This is a genomic window from Enterococcus sp. S22(2020), from assembly GCF_020295385.1.
In the GTDB taxonomy this organism is placed as follows: domain Bacteria; phylum Bacillota; class Bacilli; order Lactobacillales; family Enterococcaceae; genus Enterococcus_L; species Enterococcus_L dunnyi.
This window is the reverse complement of sequence record NZ_JACFUD010000003.1, coordinates 324,955-341,457: the sequence shown is the minus strand read 5'-3', so window position 1 is coordinate 341,457 and position 16,503 is coordinate 324,955. Positions and strand designations below refer to the sequence as shown.

16 protein-coding genes and 1 pseudogene are annotated in these 16,503 nt (G+C 37.9%); 1 reads left to right on the top strand and 16 read right to left on the bottom strand.

Translation table 11 applies throughout. The annotated features are described in order from the left end of the window. Positions 1 to 633, top strand: a complete 633-nt coding sequence (gene plsY, locus H3T55_RS07360; RefSeq protein WP_225533954.1) for a glycerol-3-phosphate 1-O-acyltransferase PlsY — start codon at positions 1 to 3, stop codon at positions 631 to 633. Between the two features lie 50 nt (positions 634 to 683). On the opposite strand, the gene H3T55_RS07355 is transcribed toward plsY, so the two are convergent. From H3T55_RS07355 to H3T55_RS07280, 16 genes and pseudogenes are all read right to left on the bottom strand, one after another. Beyond that, positions 684 to 1,559 carry an aldose 1-epimerase family protein gene (locus H3T55_RS07355; RefSeq protein WP_225533953.1) on the bottom strand — a complete coding sequence of 292 codons (876 nt, stop codon included), beginning with the start codon at positions 1,557 to 1,559 and terminating at the stop codon, positions 684 to 686. Between the two features lie 15 nt (positions 1,560 to 1,574). After that, entirely contained in the window at positions 1,575 to 2,363 is a 789-nt protein-coding gene (gene codY / locus H3T55_RS07350; RefSeq protein ID WP_087640088.1) for a GTP-sensing pleiotropic transcriptional regulator CodY, read from the bottom strand. 69 nt (positions 2,364 to 2,432) lie between these two features. Beyond that, complete coding sequence (gene hslU, locus H3T55_RS07345) at positions 2,433 to 3,836, bottom strand: ATP-dependent protease ATPase subunit HslU (RefSeq protein ID WP_087640089.1); 1,404 nt, start codon at positions 3,834 to 3,836, stop codon at positions 2,433 to 2,435. Between the two features lie 16 nt (positions 3,837 to 3,852). Next, a complete protein-coding gene (gene hslV, locus H3T55_RS07340; RefSeq protein ID WP_087640090.1) occupies positions 3,853 to 4,401 on the bottom strand; it encodes an HslVU peptidase proteolytic subunit in 549 nt (182 codons plus the stop codon). 81 nt (positions 4,402 to 4,482) lie between these two features. Then, positions 4,483 to 5,382, bottom strand: a complete 900-nt coding sequence (xerC, locus tag H3T55_RS07335) for a tyrosine recombinase XerC (RefSeq protein WP_225533952.1) — start codon at positions 5,380 to 5,382, stop codon at positions 4,483 to 4,485. 229 nt (positions 5,383 to 5,611) lie between these two features. Beyond that, complete coding sequence (trmFO, locus tag H3T55_RS07330) at positions 5,612 to 6,931, bottom strand: FADH(2)-oxidizing methylenetetrahydrofolate--tRNA-(uracil(54)-C(5))-methyltransferase TrmFO (RefSeq protein WP_225533951.1); 1,320 nt, start codon at positions 6,929 to 6,931, stop codon at positions 5,612 to 5,614. Positions 6,932 to 7,028: 97 nt separating this feature from the next. Continuing rightward, positions 7,029 to 9,107, bottom strand: coding sequence for a type I DNA topoisomerase (topA, locus tag H3T55_RS07325; RefSeq protein ID WP_087640093.1), 2,079 nt, complete (start codon positions 9,105 to 9,107; stop codon positions 7,029 to 7,031). A 120-nt stretch (positions 9,108 to 9,227) separates the two neighbouring features. Next, the gene (dprA, locus tag H3T55_RS07320) at positions 9,228 to 10,109 is read right to left on the bottom strand and encodes a DNA-processing protein DprA (protein ID WP_225533950.1); all 882 of its coding nucleotides are present in this window, start codon (positions 10,107 to 10,109) and stop codon (positions 9,228 to 9,230) included. Between the two features lie 66 nt (positions 10,110 to 10,175). Further along, the gene (locus H3T55_RS07315; protein ID WP_225534147.1) at positions 10,176 to 10,943 is read right to left on the bottom strand and encodes a ribonuclease HII; all 768 of its coding nucleotides are present in this window, start codon (positions 10,941 to 10,943) and stop codon (positions 10,176 to 10,178) included. Next, the gene (ylqF, locus tag H3T55_RS07310; protein ID WP_087640096.1) at positions 10,933 to 11,796 is read right to left on the bottom strand and encodes a ribosome biogenesis GTPase YlqF; all 864 of its coding nucleotides are present in this window, start codon (positions 11,794 to 11,796) and stop codon (positions 10,933 to 10,935) included. The genes H3T55_RS07315 and ylqF overlap by 11 nt, the downstream gene beginning before the upstream one ends. 8 nt (positions 11,797 to 11,804) lie before the next feature. Further along, positions 11,805 to 12,359, bottom strand: a complete 555-nt coding sequence (gene lepB / locus H3T55_RS07305; RefSeq protein WP_225533948.1) for a signal peptidase I — start codon at positions 12,357 to 12,359, stop codon at positions 11,805 to 11,807. A gap of 155 nt (positions 12,360 to 12,514) precedes the next feature. After that, a complete protein-coding gene (locus H3T55_RS07300; RefSeq protein WP_225533947.1) occupies positions 12,515 to 13,960 on the bottom strand; it encodes a S41 family peptidase in 1,446 nt (481 codons plus the stop codon). A gap of 84 nt (positions 13,961 to 14,044) precedes the next feature. Next, positions 14,045 to 14,263, bottom strand: a complete 219-nt coding sequence (locus tag H3T55_RS07295; RefSeq protein ID WP_087640099.1) for a YozE family protein — start codon at positions 14,261 to 14,263, stop codon at positions 14,045 to 14,047. A 4-nt stretch (positions 14,264 to 14,267) separates the two neighbouring features. Beyond that, positions 14,268 to 14,777 (bottom strand): annotated as a pseudogene (gene msrA / locus H3T55_RS07290) (peptide-methionine (S)-S-oxide reductase MsrA). 2 nt (positions 14,778 to 14,779) lie between these two features. Continuing rightward, on the bottom strand, positions 14,780 to 15,376 hold the full coding sequence (locus tag H3T55_RS07285; protein WP_225534146.1) for a YpmS family protein: 597 nt from the start codon (positions 15,374 to 15,376) through the stop codon (positions 14,780 to 14,782). 83 nt (positions 15,377 to 15,459) lie between these two features. Then, entirely contained in the window at positions 15,460 to 16,347 is an 888-nt protein-coding gene (locus H3T55_RS07280; RefSeq protein ID WP_225533946.1) for an SGNH/GDSL hydrolase family protein, read from the bottom strand. Positions 16,348 to 16,503: the final 156 nt, after the last annotated feature.

The window sequence follows — 16,503 nt, the reverse complement described above, 5'->3', positions numbered from 1 at the left end:
ATGAAATTTATAGTATTATTGATCATTGCCTATTTATTAGGTTCGATTCCGTCTGGCGTTTGGATCGGAAAACTTTTTTTCAAAAAAGATATTCGCCTTTTTGGGAGTGGCAACACTGGAACGACCAATACGTTTAGAGTATTAGGGAAAAAAGCTGGAATCACTGTTTTATTGATGGATATTTTAAAGGGAACTTTAGCAACTAGTTTACCACTCTTATTTTCTTTGAATGTCAATCCGTTGGTTTTCGGTGTAGCAGCTGTATTGGGACACACATTTCCAGTTTTTGCGAATTTTAAAGGTGGCAAAGCTGTTGCAACAAGCGCGGGGATGATTTTAGCCTATAGTCCAACATTTTTTGTTTATTCTGCATTGATTTTTATTATTACATTGTATATTACCAGTATGGTAAGTTTGACTAGTATGGTTAGTGCTGTGTTGATCACATTATCAACGATTATTATTCCTTTCGCGATCCCACAGATTTTGCCGAGATTTGACTGGTTGCTGACTTTGATCGCTGTGGCATTGACGATTTTTATTTTTGTCCGCCATAAAGACAACATCAAACGAATCAAAGAAGGAACAGAAAGCCGTGTGTCCTTTGGATTAGGGGCAAAAAATAGTAAATAAAAAACAGCCAAAGCTCGAACATATTAGGTGTTCGTCTTTGGCTGTTTTTATTATTTCGCTGTTAGTGTATAGTGTGTCTTAAATATACCTGAGCTATCAAGCTGATTGATGCCGATTTTATCAATAAGATTCCCTGTTGCATCTACACCATCTGCAATTCCGCACCATGGCTCGATACAGACGAATGGAGCTTCCTTTGGATAAGGAGACCAAAAGCCGACATAAGGCATGTCAGCATAGCTTAAACTAATGCTGTGAGGACTTTCATCCGTTGCGATCGTAAAGGTATTGACTCCTTTTGTTTCAAAGATGATCGCATCCTCTTTAAATAACTCTCTGCGCAAATCTAGACTTGTATTTGTCTGTCCAAGTGTCTTATGAGCAAAGTCAGCATAAGGACCGCTTAACGGGATTTGAATGCGTGACTTTTGTGGTGAGAACCCTAAATAATAATCATCAAATGATAAGTTCTTTTCTAAAGGCACATTAAAAGCTGGATGACCGCCAATCGAAAAGTACATTTTTTCATTGCCTGTATTCTCAACCTGATAGTTTACAGTAAGGTTGTTTTCTTCTAAGGCATAAGAAAGAATCAATTCAAAATCAAAAGGATAGACTTCCTTCGTTTCTGCTGAACTTTTAAGCGATAAAGAAACTAATTCTGTCCCGTGTTCGATCACTTCGAAGACCTGATCTCTCGCGAAGCCATGCTGTCCCATCGGATAAGACTTGCCACCATATGTGTATCGATCCTCTTTCAATCTACCTACAAAAGGAAAAAGAACAGGTGCATGACGTCCCCAGAAAGCTGGATCTCCGTTCCAAATATACTCGATATCACTTTTTTTAGATTTTAAACTGATCAATTCCGCTCCGTCTTCTGCAATCGTTGCGATCAAAAATTCATTTTCAATTTGTACAGTCATTTGTCATGCCCCCTACTAGTTCTCTTTTTCTAGTTCTTTCATGAATTGCTTATTCAAGACTTTCAAATAAGTTCCTTTCATCCCTAACGAACGAGATTCAATGATTCCGGCAGATTCTAATTTTCTCAACGCATTAACGATCACTGATCGCGTGATTCCAATCTCATCTGCAATACTTGAGGCTGTCAAACGACCTTCTTCCCCATCTAAAGCTTTGAAAATCGCATGAACAGCTTTCAGTTCGCTATAAGATAATGTGTTGATCGCCATTTGAACAGCGGTTGCACTGCGAACACTTGCTTCGATCGATCTGGATTGTTGATACAAGATCTGCATGCCAACAACGGTCGCACTATATTCAGCTAGAACTAGATCTTCATCATCAAAAGACTGTTCCACTCTCGCCAAAATGATCGTCCCTAAACGTTCTCCTGCCCCAAACATCGGAACAATCGTTGTCAATCCAAACGGATATTTTTCGCGCCATTCCACAGGAAAAGCTGTCAGATCACTTGTAATGGAAATATTTGCTTCTGTTTTAGCTAAATTGTCCGCTGCATCTGTATAGCTTTGAGGAAAGCGTTTTTCTTCAAACATATGTTTGACACGTGCATTATTGACATCTAGTTTTTCATTATACCCTAACAGTACGCCCTCACTGCTGATGATGTAAGCATTGCTGTCTAATACGTCCCCTAAGATCATCGCCATTTTATCGTAAGGTAAATCAGCTTTTTGATCAAACGTATTCTTTTGCTGTAATAATTTGTTGATTTGACGCGTTTTTTCTAATAAAGTAGTCATTTTTACTCCTCCTAATTTAAAAACTATCAAGCTTGTTTTAAAAAGATGTCCGAAGAACGTTTACTAGGATCAAAGAATGTAGCGGCTTAAATCTTCGTTTTGAACGATGCTGTTCAATTTTTCGTTCACGTAGGCTTCTGTGATCGTAATTTCACCCATTTGCATATCTGGTGCTTCAAATAACAAATCTTCTAAAAGACGCTCTAAAATCGTATGCAGACGACGTGCCCCAATATTGTCCGTGTCGCGATTGACATCAAAAGCGATGTCAGCAATACGCTCTATTGCTTCTTTAGTGAAAATAACTGTTACATTTTCTGTTCCGATCAATGCTATATATTGTTTGATCAACGCGTTATTTGGTTCAGTCAGAATCTTAACGAAATCTTCAGCGGTTAAATCATCTAGTTCTACACGAATCGGGAAACGCCCTTGCAGTTCCGGGATCAAATCACTTGGTTTTGATAAATGAAAGGCACCCGACGCGATAAATAAAATATGATCTGTTTGGATCGGACCGTATTTTGTATTGACTTGTGAGCCTTCAACGATCGGTAAAATATCACGCTGTACTCCTTCGCGTGACACTTCTCCAGAATTTTGCTGGCTTTTTGACGTGATCTTATCGAATTCATCAATAAAAATGATCCCGCTACTCTCTGCTAAACGAATCGCTTCGCTGTGAATATCAGCATCTTTGACGATTTTAGCTGATTCTTCTTTGACTAGCAGTTCTTGCGCTTCTTTTACAGTGACTGTGCGCTCTATTTTTTTCTTTGGTGACAATGCCCCTAGCGTTTCGTTTAAATCGATCCCCATTTGCTCCATCCCTGCATTCATTGCCGGCATATTTTTCTTAGGTTCATCGATTTCGATTGTAACTTCACGATTATTCAACAGTCCTTTTTCTAACTGCTCAAGAACGGTTTTTCGGTTGATTTTGATTTCTTCCGTTACTTCTTCTTGTGTTTCCTGTGGCTGTTGTGCTGCTGAGAACATTTGCATCATTTGTTCAAATTGATTAGTTGATGCTTGTTTTTGTTCTTTTTTTATCCCAGGAACCAATACTTTTACCAGACGATTATTCGCTTTTTTTAGCGCTTGAGAATAGACTCGACTGTATTGTTTTTTTTCGACGATTTGAATGGCATTTTCTACTAAATCGCGGACCATTGATTCCACATCACGACCTACATAGCCAACTTCCGTGAATTTAGTTGCTTCAACCTTTATAAATGGAGCATTGACGATTTTAGCCAAACGTCGAGCGATTTCAGTTTTTCCGACCCCAGTAGGACCAATCATCAGCATATTTTTAGGTGTGATATCCTGCTGCATTTTTTCATCGAGCTGCAGACGTCTGTATCGATTTCTTAAAGCAACAGCAACAGATTTTTTAGCCGTTTCTTGGCCAATGATATATTCATCTAATTCCTTCACGATTTCTCTAGGTGTTTTATTCAGTTCATTCATAGCTAGAATCCTCCATCTATAATTCTTCTACAATAATATTGTGGTTTGTAAAAACGCAGATATCTGCGGCTATATTCAATGCATTTTCCGCAATGCTTTTGGCAGACATCTCTTTATCACCGTAATGTTTCATCGCTCTTGCAGCGGAAAGTGCGAAGTTGCCACCTGAGCCAATGGCTAAAATGCCATCATCTGGTGTGATCACTTCTCCTGTTCCGGAAACTAAAAGCATTTCTTTTTTATTCATGACGATCAACATTGCCTCTAACTTTTGCATAGACTGCTGTGTACGCCATTCCTGAGCGAGCTCAACAGCTGCTCGAGTCAGATTTCCATTATATTCATTCAATTTACCTTCGAATTTTTCTTCTAAAGTAAATGCATCTGCAACGCTGCCTGCAAAACCGACAACGACCTCATCATTATAAATTCTACGAACTTTTTTAGCTGTTCCTTTCATCACGACAGATTCACCCATCGTAACTTGACCGTCACCAGCCATCGCAAATTTTCCATCTTTTTCAACCGCACAAATCGTTGTTGAGTGAAATTGTGATTCAACCATGATACTTCCTCCTAAATCAAAAGCTCACACGCTTTTGTTGTATTATAGATCCACGCCTTTAAAGCAGCTAATATTTTTTTGCTAAGCTCGAGGGTGAAATGTTCGATAATTTTTTTGTAAACTTTCTTTTGTTACATGCGCATAAATTTGAGTTGTCGATAAATCCGAATGTCCTAAGAGCTCTTGGACGGTTCTCATGTCAGCGCCATTATTCAGCAAATGGGTGGCAAAGGTATGCCGCAGCATATGAGGGTGGATATCCCCGTTTAGCGTGCTTTTCTTGATCAATTGATTCAACACATATTCGATCCCTGTTGATGTGATCTGATCCCCATGGTGATTGATGAAAACAAATGCATGATCTTTCCCATGTTTTTCCATCAAAACTTTTCTACCATGTTCAAGATACTCTTTTAATGCATCTTGAGCGAATGAGCCGAAAGGGACATAACGATCCTTGTTTCCTTTCCCATGGATAAGTAACACATTTGCAGAAAAATCCACTGACTGGAGCGTTAAGTTAGCGCATTCACTCACACGAATACCTGTTCCATATAAAATTTCAAGCAGTGCCTGATTTCTTAAGTCCAGTGGTTTTGTTCCCTTAGCACTCTCAAAAAGTGCATCCATCTCTTTTTCATAAAAGAAACGAGGAAGTCTTAATTGCTTTTTTTTCATATGAACATAGGAAAATGGATTTTCTTTGATTACTTCATTTTTAAGTAAAAATTGATAGAATGAGCGTAAACTAGCAATTTTTCTACTGATCGAATTGCGACTGTATTTCTTATCGTACAGAAAACTTAAGTATGTACGAATATCCAAATGATCGACTGTTAAATAATCAGCGTCTCCAGAATTTTTCAGGAAATCAAAAAAATTTAGAATGTCTTCTTCATAGGCAATTCGTGTTTTTTCAGAGTAACCGCGTTCGACGATCAAGTAAGTTAAGAACATCTCCGGCCAGTTTTTTTGCTGCATAATTTCCCCTCCATCAAATTACAAGGTAACTTTAGCATAACCATTTTGAAAAAACAAATGAATTGTCAGAATTTAATTAATATTTTCAAATTTAGTAACAATTTATTCATATTTGAAGATAAATAACTCGTGTTTTATAAGGGAAATCTAATCTGTGACAAGTCAAAAAGCAGACAAAAAAAGCTAAGGTACAGAATGTTTCCACCCTAAGTACCTTAGCTTTTAATTACTAATCGACAAGATCAAATTCTTGTTTTGTCTCAGCCAATTTTGTTAATGCTCTATTGGCAATTGCTTCATAACGCTCTTTTTTATCACGAATTCGTTCAGGCATCTCAGGAAAGAGACCGAAATTGGCATTCATTGGTTGGAAATGCTTGCCTTCTGCATGAGTGATGTAATAGGCCATACTGCCAAGTGTCGTTTCTCTTGGAAAGACAATAGGCTCTTCTCCTTTAGCTAAACGCGCTGCATTGATACCTGCCAATAAACCACTGGCCGCACTCTCAACATATCCTTCAACACCAGTCATTTGACCTGCAAAAAACAGGTTCTCTCTCTTTTGAGATTGATAGGTTGGTTTTAAAAGCTCTGGTGAATTCATGAAACTGTTTCGATGCATCACACCATATCGCACAAACTCAGCATTTTCTAACCCGGGAATCATTTGGAAAACACGTTTTTGCTCTCCCCATTTTAAATGAGTTTGAAATCCAACTAAATTGTATAAAGACGCTGCTGCATTATCTTGACGCAATTGAATCACCGCATACGGACGTTTTCCTGTCTTAGGATCTTCAAGTCCTACAGGTTTTAAAGGTCCAAATAGCATTGTTTTGATTCCGCGTTTAGCCATTACTTCGATCGGCATACATCCTTCAAAGAATTTTTCTTTTTCGAATGTTTTTAACGGAACGACTTCGGCAGAAACTAATGCTTCATAAAAAGCAGTGAATTCTTCCTCTGTCATCGGACAGTTTAGGTAAGCTGCTTCTCCTTTATCATAACGTGATTTCAGGTAAACTTTGTCCATATCGATCGTTGCTTTATCAACGATCGGTGCAGCTGCATCATAAAAATAGAAACCATCTGAGCCATTGAATTCTTTGATTTGTTCTGCCAAAGCTTCTGAGGTCAAAGGTCCTGTTGCTACAATAACGATTCCTTCTGGTAATGCAGTGATTTCTTCATTTTTTACAGTAATTAACGGATGATTTTTGATCCGATCTGTGATTTCCTGAGAAAAGGTATCTCGATCGACTGCCAAAGCTCCTCCTGCGGGAACTGCCGTTAAATCAGCGCTATTGATTATAATTGAGTCTAAACGGCGCATCTCTTCTTTTAAAACCCCTACTGCATTCGTTAAATTATTTCCTCTTAAGGAGTTAGAGCAAACTAACTCAGCAAAATTTTCAGTCTGGTGAGCTGGTGTCTTTTTTACTGGTCGCATTTCATATAGAGTAACTGGCACACCCGCTTTGGCAACTTGCCAAGCAGCTTCACTGCCAGCTAGACCAGCGCCAATAACTGTTACAGAAGTAGTAGTCATTTAGATCCTCTTTTCTTTTATATAGATACAGAAACAATTGACTTTAAAAAAGTAATTGCTTCTGTATAATTGATTATTTTATTTGTAGTCAAGATAGCTATTTTTGAACATTTTCTTCGTAATCACCATTGATACAGACAACTTGTTTTCCGCCTTTGACTTTCTTTTCAACAAGATACTGACCACATTTTGGACATGGACGTCCAATTGGTTTATCCCAAGAAGTAAAGTCACATTCTGGATAACGGCTGCATCCATAGAACAATCGGTTTTTCTTAGATTTACGTTCAATAACTTGGCCTTCATTACAAACTGGACATGTTACACCGATTTCTTTAACGATGGCTTTAGTGTTTCGACATTCTGGGAAATTGCTGCATGCATAAAATTTTCCGTAGCGTCCTAGTTTGATGACCATTGGGTGTCCGCAAAGGTCGCAGTCAAAACCAGCTGGCTCATCTTTGATTTGGATTTTTTCGATTTTCTCTTCTGCGTTGGTCAATTCTTTTTCAAATGGTTGGTAGAAGCGGTCCACAACTTCCACCCATTTTTCCTGCCCAACGCCGATTTTATCCAAATCCCCTTCCATTGATGCAGTAAAATGGACATCAACGATTTGCGGGAAGAATTCCACGATCAGAGAATTAACGATTTCACCAAGTTCAGTTGGCTCAAAACGTTTATTCGTTAATTTAACATAATAACGTCTTTGAATAGTTTCCAAAGTTGGTGCATACGTTGATGGACGTCCCACTCCGTTTTCTTCCAATGCGCGGATCAATGTTGCTTCACTGAATCGTGCTGGAGGTTGAGTGAAATGTTGTTTTGGTTCGATATCAACAGCCTTGACTTTATCTCCTTCAACTAAATCAGGAAGAATATTTTCTTTGTCTTCTTTTCCGTCATCTCGACCTTCAACATAAACTTGCATGAACCCTTTGAATTTCACTTTTGCACCGTTTGCAATGAAAATCACGCCATTTTGCTCAAGGGTTACTTTCATTGTATCCAGCACTGCTGGTGTCATTTGACTTGCAACGAATCGGGACCAAATCAATGTATACAATTTAAGTTGGTCTTTGTCTAAGTATTGCTTGATTTCATTAGGTGAGCGCAATACACTTGATGGTCGGACAGCCTCATGGGCATCTTGCGCCCCTTGTGAATTTTTGGCTTTACGCCCGCCGTGTGCTGAAAATTCACTACCGTAATTTTTTTCGATATATTCTGCAGCTTCTTCTTTCGCTGAATCCGCGATTCTGGTTGAATCGGTACGCATATAAGTGATCAAACCAACTGTTCCCTGTTTTCCTAAAGCAATTCCCTCATATAGCTGTTGAGCAACCATCATTGTTTTTCTCGTTCTAAAATTCAATTTTCTAGCTGCTTCTTGTTGTAAGCTACTCGTAGTAAAAGGTAATGCTGGATTACGTTTACGTTCTTTTTTCTCAACTTTGGTAACATCATAATCTTTTCCCGTAATTCTAGTGGTCACTTCTTTGACTGCTTCAGCATTAGGTAATTTTTTCTTCTTTCCATCCACACCCCAAAAATTCGCTTTGAATTTTTTCTTTGCTTTTTGGAAATTTCCATCAATACTCCAGTATTCTTCTGGAATAAATTTACGAATATCATTTTCACGATCAATAATGATCTTCAATGCAACAGACTGAACACGGCCTGCACTTAAGCCTTTTTTGACTTTACGCCATAGAATGGGGCTAAGTGAATAGCCAACAAGACGGTCTAAAATTCTACGAGCTTGTTGCGCATCTACTAAATCTAGGTCGATCGTTCGAGGTTCTTTGAACGCAGCTTTGACTGCTTCTTTTGTAATTTCATTGAAGACAACTCGGTTTTTGTCTTTCAGATCAAGGCCGAGAAGGTAAGATAAATGCCAGGCAATTGCCTCTCCTTCTCGGTCCGGATCGGCTGCGAGATAGACTTTATCAGCTTTTTTAGCAGCAGCTTTTAAACTTTTGATTACATCGCCTTTACCTCTGATCGAGATATAGTGCGGTTCATAATTATTTTCAATATCGATACCCATTTTACTTTTTGGTAAATCACGAATGTGTCCAACACTGGCAACTACCTTATAATTTTTTCCTAAATATTTTTCAATCGTTTTGGCTTTAGCTGGGGATTCTACAATAACTAGATATTTATACGCCATTCAACGTGTGGCTCCTTTCGGTTTTTGTGTTTCTTCTATTATATATATCAAAATGTAGAGAACTCACAAATCGTACTTCATCATATCTATTCATCACAGGTTTGTCAAGGATTGATAGTATTAAATTGAAAAATTTTGGATTTCTTCAAGGATATCTTGAGGGCAAATCGTACACTTTGCACCTTCTTGAATCAGTGTATGACAACCATCAGAACGCAAATCTAGTGAATTTCCTGGAACTGCAAATACTTCTCTTCCGTATTCTAATGCTGCTTGTGCAGTAATTAAAGAGCCACTTTTTTTACCGGCCTCGATCACACATGTACCTAAACTGATGCCTGCGATGATCCGGTTTCTCATTGGAAAATGGTATTTTCTTGGCTTTGTTCCGTTAGGATACTCACTGATCACTAGCTGTTCTGCCATCATTTTGCGTTGAACATGAGCTGTTTCTTTTGGGTAGCAATAGTCTAGTCCCGTTCCGATCACACCGATCGTTTGACCTGAATGATGCATTGCTACTTGATGGCTTACACTATCTATTCCCTTAGCTAATCCACTGACGATCGTCAGCCCATGTTCAATCATTTTAGGTACTAATTGCCTAACGACATTTATTCCATAAACAGAAGAAGATCTAGCGCCAACAAAAGATAAACAAGGATTCTTTAAAAGAGCAATATTTCCTTGGTAAAATAATAAAACTGGACAATTGTAGATTTGCTTCAGATATGTTGGATAGTCATCATCTAAAATTGTAATAAAACTATGCTGTTCTTGAAAAGATCTTAGGCTCTTATTTTCTCTAGTCCAATACTCCCAAGAGTGTAAAAAAATCTTCTGATAGGTTCGGATTTCAGCTATATGAATAATCTCTTCTTTGGAGAAATCAGCTATATTATTATAATTCATTGAAAAATCTAATACTTTTAGCATTCCTAGATTGCCTATGCCTTTACATACCGAAAGTTTAAAAAATAGTGCCCGTTGTTCTTCATTCATAAAAAAACCTTCCTTTGTGTATACTTGTTATAGTAAGTATCCGCAAAAGAAGGTCTTTTTTATTTTTTAACAAAAATCTTTTATTGGAGCAAAGGTCTTTCTATGAATTTTACAAATTCCCAGCTCCTTGATCCCTTGTAAATGCTCTTTTGTTCCATAACCAGCATTTTTTTCAAAACCATAACCGGGATACATTTTGGCATAGTCCTCCATCAATCGATCACGAATAACTTTTGCTACAATACTTGCAGCTGCAATCGAAACAGAGCGTGCATCTCCTTTTATGATATTTTCTTGAGGGATCTTGACATCCAAAGTCATTGCATCTATCAACAAATAATCAGGCATGAAGCTAAGATCTTCTAATGCGATTCCCATTGCAAGTTTAGATGCCTGATAGATATTGATTTCATCGATTTTATTGTGATCCACCATGCCAATACCGATAGAAATAGCTTGATTTTGAATTTGATCATAAAGCTCATCTCTTTTTTTAGCAGATAACTTTTTAGAATCATTAACACCAAGCAATTGAAATTTTTCTGGTAAAATAACCGCTGCTGCAACGACTGGTCCAGCCAAAGGACCTCGACCAACCTCGTCGATTCCTACGATCAAACGATGTCCTTGTGTGCGGGCATTCCTTTCAAACACTTGCATCTCATCTAAAAGCGCTATGTCCTTTTCATATCGTTGAATTCTGCGTTCCCATTGCTTTAGAGCTTGTTGTACTCCGCTGCGCTCATCTTGCTGCCAGTGCTCAATTCGTTCGTCATCTCTTCTATCAATTTCAGCTAAAGCCATTTTTATTTGTTGAATCGATTCAGCTTTCATCATTTATAGCTCCTAATTCTTCCCAACGATCTAATGTATAAGGTCCCAATTTACTGCTTCGGATCTCCTGGATGATCATTTCACTTGCTCGATCGTAATCATCACGGTACCCACGTTTTTGACTGATCAGCATCAAAAGCTCCGCAGGTGGTAAAAAAGTTTCTTCTTCAGTTAGACGGTATCGTTCAATCAAACGCTCAGGATAAAAACGAGAAAAAAACGACAAACCATAAATGGCTAAATCATCTAAATGAAGAAGTTGATCCTTGATTGCTCCCGTCAATGCCAATTTTTTTCCAATTTCCTGATCTTCAAATTTAGGCCACAAAATACCCGGCGTATCTAAAAGTTCTAGCTCCGTTCCTGAACGCAGCCATTGTTGTCCTTTGGTAACACCCGGCTTGTTGCCTGTTTGTGCTATTTTTTTCCCGACTAATCGATTCATCAGCGTTGATTTCCCGACATTAGGAATCCCAATGCACATGGCACGGATCGCGCGAGGCTTCAGTCCTTTTGCTCGTTCACGTTCGATTTTCTCTTTCAGAGCCTTTTTGGCTTCTGGAACGATTTTATTGACTCCTTTATTCTGCTGAGCATTGATAATCAGGGTATGGTAACCTTTTTCTTGAAAATATTGTTGCCATTTTTGATTCTGCTCCTTATCTGCCAAATCTCCTTTATTCAATAAGATCAATCGAGGTTTTTGCTGAACGATTTGATCCATCATTGGATTGCGAGATGAAAGCGGCAATCTCGCATCAATCAGTTCAAATACGATATCTACGTATTTGATTTTCTCTGATACTTCTCTTCTGGCTTTTGCCATATGTCCTGGGAACCACTGTATTGTCATTTTATCACCTATCTTGGTATAAATTTCATGTGTGAAAATGGGTAGTACACAAATTGAGCTTTGCCTAAAATATACTTACTTTCGACTGCTCCAAAAGAACGGCTATCCTTTGACATCCGACGGTTATCACCTAGTACAAAGTAGTGATCTTCAGGCAGCACCTTTTCTGTGATCAGATCGCTCAAATCGAAATTGGTCGTGTAAGGAACCGTTTCATGATCTTTTTTCAGATTTTTTTCTAGGAAGGGTTCCTCTACCGGAGTTTCATTCACATAAAGCTGATCGTTCTCATAGCGAATTGCATCCCCCGGCAGCCCAATGATCCGTTTAATATAAATCGATCCATTCGGTAATTTAAACACAACTACATCAAACCGCTTGATCGAAGTGAACTTCTCCATCACGATCATATCCCCTTGATTCAGTGTTTTGGCCATTGAACTTCCGTCAACCGGAACAGGAATCAAGAAAAAACCTCTCAAAATAAAAACTAAGACAACAGAAGGAATGAGTAATTTCATGAAAGAAATAAAGTAACCAACATAATTTTTCTTTTGATCCATCTTCCCCATCCTTTCGTCTATCTTATTATAAAGGAAGAACATTAGAAAAAGCGACTATTTTTATAGAAAAAAATGAATCCTTTTACAAAATAAAGTAAAGGTGTGAAAAAGGTAAAATATCGTTTAATGAATCACCCCAATTCACACCATCATTTTTAATTTTTGTTTCGTTCTTCCTGTAATTCTTTGACGCCCAAATCATAGGCTTGATCATTTTCAACAATTTTTTTCGCTACTTCTTTTTCGATATGATCTGCAGTTTCGTTATCTACTTCACCAGTAGCTGGAAGACTGTTCTCAGTTTGAATAGCAGCTACAGCATTTTTCGTTTCTTCAGAAAAATCACTGCTTTCGGCATTTACTTCATATCCCAAAGCTTTTAATAAAGCATTGAGATTTTTGACAACAGAAGAAGAATCGCCTATTTTCAACGTTTTGTCTCTAGAAATCGGAGCTAGATAGGCATAGTCAGGGTAATCTGCTTTGATCGTTGGCTCTAATCCTTTTTCATGAATCCACTCACCTTTAGGCGTCAACCACTTCATCACAGTCAATTTGATCTCACTTTTATCGTTCAAATTCTTCACTGATTGGACAGTACCTTTGCCGAAGGTTTTCATCCCAATGATTTTTTTATTTCCAGATTCTTTTAGAGCCGCTGCGAAAATTTCAGAAGCGCTCGCACTGCCTTCGTCCACCAAAACAACAGTTGGCTCTTTTACTTTAAACCCGTCATCTAATTCAGAAGAAGCCGTATCTTCACTTGTATTTCCCTGCTTATCTTCAAATTTCACGATAGTTTGACCATCTTCTAAGAACATACTGGCCATCTGTTCCACCTGATCCAATAAGCCCCCAGGATTTTGACGTAAATCGATCACGAAGGAGGTTGCCCCGTCTTTTCTTAATGAGATGATCGTATCTTTCAACTCTTGGTATGTATTTTCACCAAAGGAAGAAATTTTGATGCTGCCGATCGTTTTATCTTTGGCATCGATTTCTCCCTTAACAGTTTCGATCGGGATTGTATCTCGTTTTAATTTTAGCTCAAAAGTTTCAGAACCACGAGTGATGGTCAAGCGGACTTCTGTCCCTTTTTTTCCTCGTATTTTACTTACAACTTCAGTGAGTGTTTTTCCTTTCGTTTCCTCATCATCCACTTTGATGATTTGATCGTTTGCTTTGATTCCTGCCTTTGCAGCTGGAGATCCGTCGATCGGTGCTTGTGCCACAGTAGGTAGTTCATCGGTCATGGTCATGGTTGCACCAATTCCCTCAAAACTTCCTGAAAGACTTTGATCCAGTTCATCTGCCTCGGGTTCATTTAAATAGCTGGAATATGGATCGTCTAACGCTTCTGTCATTCCTTTTAATGCACCATCTACTAGCTTTTCTTCATCGACCTTTCCGACGTAATTTGTGACAATTTCGTTGTAAAGAGCGTCAACTTTTTTTAGCTCACTGCTTTGCATTGGACGATCTGCAAGTTGTTTTTTATATTGGTGATCAAAATAAATATAACTACCACTTCCAACAAGAAACGCGACACATAAAATTGAAATTATGTACTGATAATAAGGCACTTGTCGTTTCTCTTTCATAGCGTTCTCTCCTTCCTGCTAATTTATACTGCATGCATTCCAGTGTAACATGAAAAAAAAGCAAGGAAAAGTCTTCCCCGCTTTTTATTTGTTGTTTTCTAAGTATTTTTCCCACAACTCATCAAAAATGAGCATATTGCTTATATAATCTACATTCATTTCCAAGTAACTGGATATTTCATGATAATCCTCAGATTGTTTTGGGAATTGAATGTCTTTTGCAGCGTCATTGGCAAATTGACTTTCTGCAGTTTTTTTAGGAGCTCGTAAAGTCATTAAGTAATGGTAGAAACTTCTTCTCATTGATTCACCAATTTTCTTTTATAAAATTTGCTCGATTTGCGTGAGCATCTTCGTAGCGTTCAGGGTCTTTTTGATAAAAATCTTGATGATAGTCTTCGGCAGGATAAAAAGTGACAGCCGGTTCGATCTTTGTAACTATAGGATCATCAAAGCGTCCGCTTTCCGCTAATGCTTTTCTGCTTTGTATCGCAATTTCCTTTTGCTCATCTGTTGTGTAAAAAATCACTGGTCGATAATTGTCCCCGCGATCTTCGAATTGACCAAGAGCATCGGTAGGATCTGTTTGTTGCTAGTATATTTCTACTAATCGTTCATATGACATGATTTCGGGATCAAATTCGATCTCGACAGCTTCAGTATGCCCAGTAGTATGACTTAAGACTTGCTCGTAAGTGGGATTAGGCACATGTCCTCCTGTATACCCAGAGGTAACCGAAAGAATGCCAGGTTGGGTATCGAACGGCTGGATCATGCACCAAAAACAACCTCCAGCAAATATTGCTTTTTCACTCATAATTAATCCTCCTTACTTGAAGTATCTTTTGGTAGATAGATGTTCATTCGAATATCATCGTCTACTAAATTGATTTTTTCAGCTCGAATAAACAGGCCGTTTTGCATTCTAAACTGATCTAAACGCAGCAAAATAGTACTGTCATCCGGATTTACCTCTACCCAACTTGGTAGCTTATAATCTCGCTGAACAAACTTCAAGATCTCTTTTATTGGTAAACCTAGCGTTCCAATTGATAAACTTTTAGCCTTTAGTTGAACATTGCCATCATTCATCACAAATGGATCGAAATAAAGGTTGAATTCAATTGGATAGCCTAAAACTTCAAAAGTTCCGTTCAACATAGCTTCGTTTTCTAAATAAAATTTATAGGTAATGTCAGAATCCTTTTGAAAATCACTAAGGAAAAAATCGATCAATGCATTGACCTGTTTTTTATTTGATTGAATAGCAATTACAGGTGTTCCCTCTTTAGCAACCAGTTCAGGAACCGGTTTATAATTAGGCTCACGAACTTGAGTGATTCTTACAAAAATAAAAGCTAAACTTGCCATAATAGTACCAACTAAAATAAGAAAAGCGATCTTCCAACGATTCATTGGTGTTTGCACGTCTTTCTTTTGTTTTCTCTGCTTAGCGTCTTTTTCCTTTTTAGAAGTCTCTTGTTCATTGTTCATCTTGTTCACTCACTTCCTTTTTCTAGCCACTTATTATTTGTTTTGACCATTTCATCACGAATCGCACTTGCCATAAGTTGATAACCCAAATTATTTGGATGGAATCGATCTTCTTCATAAAGAGCATTGTTTTTGATATCACGATTTTCACTTGACGAGGTAGTCTGATCAGCACTAACGATCCCAACCTGGTCGTCTACGCCTTTATATAATAAATCATTGATTGGAATAAAATAAGAATTTCCTTCAGCTTCAACGATTTCTTTAGTTCCCTCATTCCAATTATCTACGATATCTTGCATCTCAGTGATTTCAGGAAAATAGAGATAAAATGGATTATAAATGCCCACTACATAAATAGGTGCCTCTGGATTGTATTTCCGGATCTCCGCAAGTAACTGTTCCACTTGGCTCTGATATTTTTTGAGCGGTTTTTTGAAAGAATCTTGTGTTAGACGAAAAACGTCTCCTTTAATGACTTTCATCAAATCATTTCCGCCAACTGTTAAAGAAATCAAATCGGCAGAAGCTAATCCTGTCTGGATCTCTTCTTTTTTCTTGATTCTTTTAAGAATTTGGTCGCTGCGGTCGCCATTTTTACCAAAATTATCTGTTTGAACACCATTCAAATGATATTCTTCTTGTAAATCGTTGGCAACTAACGGAACAAAACCGCCAGAGTTAGTTAAATCGCCGATCCCTTCAGTTAATGAATCACCTATTGCCGCATAATGTATCACTTCTTTTGTCGCTCTTTTTTCTGTTTTTTGGTCACCAGTTCCTAAAATCGGTTTCGCTTTAGGGATTGTGATCATCAGGAGCAAGAAAACGCTGATGATCGTGGCAAAGAAAATTGCAAAGCTTCGCCAGTTTTTTTGAAAAAAATAGTTCATTCTATCCCTTCCTTTACATAAATCAAATGAGGTAGGATTGCTACCTCCAAACGGTCATTTAAACTTACTATTAATCGCTATGATACACAAAATCAGACTGATTTTCTATGCTTTTATATCACTTTCATCAGAAAACTAGAAAAAAGTGACTGAGCG

Coding starts and splice junctions, on each gene's coding strand:
- H3T55_RS07355 (WP_225533953.1), bottom strand. CDS start 1,559: ATGACTGTACAAATTGAAAATGAATTTTTGATCGCAACGATTGCAGAA.
- H3T55_RS07285 (WP_225534146.1), bottom strand. CDS start 15,376: ATGAATCGTTGGAAGATCGCTTTTCTTATTTTAGTTGGTACTATTATG.
- H3T55_RS07295 (WP_087640099.1), bottom strand. CDS start 14,263: ATGAGAAGAAGTTTCTACCATTACTTAATGACTTTACGAGCTCCTAAA.
- hslU (WP_087640089.1), bottom strand. CDS start 3,836: ATGAATGAACTGAATAAAACACCTAGAGAAATCGTGAAGGAATTAGAT.
- topA (WP_087640093.1), bottom strand. CDS start 9,107: ATGGCGTATAAATATCTAGTTATTGTAGAATCCCCAGCTAAAGCCAAA.
- trmFO (WP_225533951.1), bottom strand. CDS start 6,931: ATGACTACTACTTCTGTAACAGTTATTGGCGCTGGTCTAGCTGGCAGT.
- H3T55_RS07280 (WP_225533946.1), bottom strand. CDS start 16,347: ATGAACTATTTTTTTCAAAAAAACTGGCGAAGCTTTGCAATTTTCTTT.
- dprA (WP_225533950.1), bottom strand. CDS start 10,109: ATGAATGAAGAACAACGGGCACTATTTTTTAAACTTTCGGTATGTAAA.
- ylqF (WP_087640096.1), bottom strand. CDS start 11,796: ATGACAATACAGTGGTTCCCAGGACATATGGCAAAAGCCAGAAGAGAA.
- plsY (WP_225533954.1), top strand. CDS start 1: ATGAAATTTATAGTATTATTGATCATTGCCTATTTATTAGGTTCGATT.
- codY (WP_087640088.1), bottom strand. CDS start 2,363: ATGACTACTTTATTAGAAAAAACGCGTCAAATCAACAAATTATTACAG.
- hslV (WP_087640090.1), bottom strand. CDS start 4,401: ATGGTTGAATCACAATTTCACTCAACAACGATTTGTGCGGTTGAAAAA.
- H3T55_RS07315 (WP_225534147.1), bottom strand. CDS start 10,943: ATGAAAGCTGAATCGATTCAACAAATAAAAATGGCTTTAGCTGAAATT.
- H3T55_RS07300 (WP_225533947.1), bottom strand. CDS start 13,960: ATGAAAGAGAAACGACAAGTGCCTTATTATCAGTACATAATTTCAATT.
- xerC (WP_225533952.1), bottom strand. CDS start 5,382: ATGCAGCAAAAAAACTGGCCGGAGATGTTCTTAACTTACTTGATCGTC.
- lepB (WP_225533948.1), bottom strand. CDS start 12,359: ATGGATCAAAAGAAAAATTATGTTGGTTACTTTATTTCTTTCATGAAA.